The 2313-nt window shown below is 54.3% G+C and carries 2 protein-coding genes; both read left to right on the plus strand.

Features of this window, described 5'->3' with window-relative positions; translation table 11 throughout:
- On the plus strand, positions 1–520 hold a 520-nt coding region (locus AC1DWI_RS20175; protein WP_477725576.1), incomplete at its 5' end, for a hypothetical protein.
- Positions 521–592: 72 nt separating this feature from the next.
- Complete coding sequence (locus AC1DWI_RS20180) at positions 593–898, plus strand: hypothetical protein (protein ID WP_457282158.1); 306 nt, start codon at positions 593–595, stop codon at positions 896–898.
- Positions 899–2313: the final 1415 nt, after the last annotated feature.

The following is a 2313-nucleotide window of genomic DNA, read 5'->3' on the forward strand; positions in this document are numbered from 1 at the left end:
CTTGTATCCCTTCATGCTGCTATCGGCAGTTGGTCTGCTTCTCAGCGTAGGAAGTCACCTGGCAGCCCTGATTGGCCTGCCAATTCCAGGTGGACATCTGGTTTGGGGTTTGCACGCCGGCATCTTCGTAGTGTGGCTTCCGACGGTCTTGGTCGCCAATCGTATGTCACGCCACGGAAGACGCTCTGATTTTTGGAAGCTGGCCCTATCGGGCTGCCCAACTTGGGCACGCTATGCGATCTACGGGCTCTTCGGATACGCGATGCTCAATTTCGTTCTAGGTATGAGCAACGTACCCAGCCATAGAGACGGGAGCAATGCTGCCAATTCCGGCGCCGAAGTGCGTCTCTTCTCTGGGCATTGGATGGTTTTCTACGGCGCGGCGTTTGCAACGCTGTACTCCGCAATCAAAAACTCCAGGTTGCTGAAAAACCGAAAATGCATTCGAGGCCATGAGGTCGCACCACTCGATAAGTTCTGTCCCGAATGTGGGGCAGCTATAGAGCATGGGCACATCTAACCCGTCACTCCAGCGGACTAATTCTGAGGGGCTTCGGCCGCCGCCATCCGTTGAGCTCAAACGTTGGGCGTCATGACCAATCCGCGTTTATGGAAGACCTGGGGTATTGCTGAAGCAAACCTGAAAGATGCTCGTCGCTACCTTGTTGAGGCGGCTACAGACGCGGACTCAGAGAAGTATTCATTGGTTCAGTTCGATGAATACCTTGCCCACAATGAACTTGGCCTGGCACTGCAAGAGATTGCCAGCATTGCGGAAGATTTCACATGCAAGGCGGCATTCTGGAAGCGGCTCGAAGCGGCTGCAGAGGTCATGGAATTGCCAGAGTCTGCCTCGGCGTATAGGGATAAGTTCTTTGCGGAAACCCGCCGTCACTAAGACGCCCGACCCGTCATTGCAGCCGACCCTGGCGAGCTGCGCTGGTCGGTCGGCTGAATTCAAACGCAGGTTGCTCCATGGCTAACAAAAACCAGGCTTCAGTCGCACCCTTGCTCTAGCGTGTTGAATCCGTCGAAATCTGATCTAGTTATGGAGTGAACCCCTCGGGCTGGACCAAGGAGTTCACTCCAACACCGGGACGGGGTCTTGTTGGGGGGATTCAGCGGCGACCGGGGCAGCGCGTTTTTTTCACCGGTTTATGGGCGAGGATGACCAAACACAACGGAATCGGCTGTTTAGGCTTAGCTCGTCCATATTGAGGAGGCGGTAGCCACACTGCCCGCCTAGAATCGGTTTGCGGGGTTTGGTGTTCTTTTTATCGATCTGAACGAAACTCAAAATGAGCAATAAGTCTTTTAATAACAAGCACTTGGCTGGGTTTTCAGTGGCCTGGTTATACCGCAGGCGCGATGTTATACCGCAGACCTTGCGGTATACATTGCGTTAAGAACTCCAAATGCGTGTTCGCCTAGTACTACTGCTAGTCGCAGCTCTTCCTCTATGCAATGCATTTGGGCAGGAACGAGAAGGCCTACGAATTCATGCCCCACCCGCTTGGGCGGGATGGAAGAAGGCAGCGGAACAAAAGAAGGACGGACTCGAATTTACGGCTTGGGCCCCTCTGGACCAGGAGGGGTCTGCATGGAAAGAATCAATCACTCTAGCCATTCTGGAGCCGTCTCCCCCGGAAGATGCTGTAACGAACGCCATCCGCCTCACTCTTGGTGTGACGGCCAAGGCCTGTCCCAACTCCAATGTTGTGCCACCTAAGCCGCGTAGTGAAGGCATCTTTACTCTTGCTTATGCACAGTTCTACTGCTCTAGATTCCAGGACAAGAACGTGGGGGAACTTACCTTCGTCAAAGCCATTTCTTCTGCTCGGCGCACATATGTCATATCAATGATCAAGAGGGTAAGGCCATTTGACATCCGTGCACCCGGGGCGTTTGTGTTCTCTGCAGAGGAAGAGGACCCGGTTAGCTGGCTTTCAGCGGCAGCAAATTACCTAGGTACCGTGAAAGTCTGTGTCAGTCGGCAAGAAAAGGAAGACGTATGTTCGCCCTAGAGTTCCTAACACGGCAGTCCACACTGACGCCGTGCGGCAAAGCCGCGCAGCGCCGGTGACTTCTACGTTAGATACCATGGAAACACTGCTCGTTATGGTGCTCGCGCTTTTTGGGGTTGGCTTCGCGGTTGGTGCATTCTTGAATCATCCAGACGAACTCCCGCCGCACCGACTTCGTAGGTTTCTGTGGTCCGGGTGGATTGGATGGACCATCCTCTGCKGTGCACTGCTGCACCTTGCGAACGAAAAGCTTTGTCCCCCCGGCAGTTGCATCGGAGTGGCCTTAGGG

This window comes from Polaromonas sp. P3_C2, from assembly GCF_056402675.1.

Bases quoted from the DNA above. Each gene is read 5' to 3' on its own strand.
- AC1DWI_RS20180 (WP_457282158.1), top strand. From the start codon at position 593: ATGACCAATCCGCGTTTATGGAAGACCTGGGGTATTGCTGAAGCAAAC.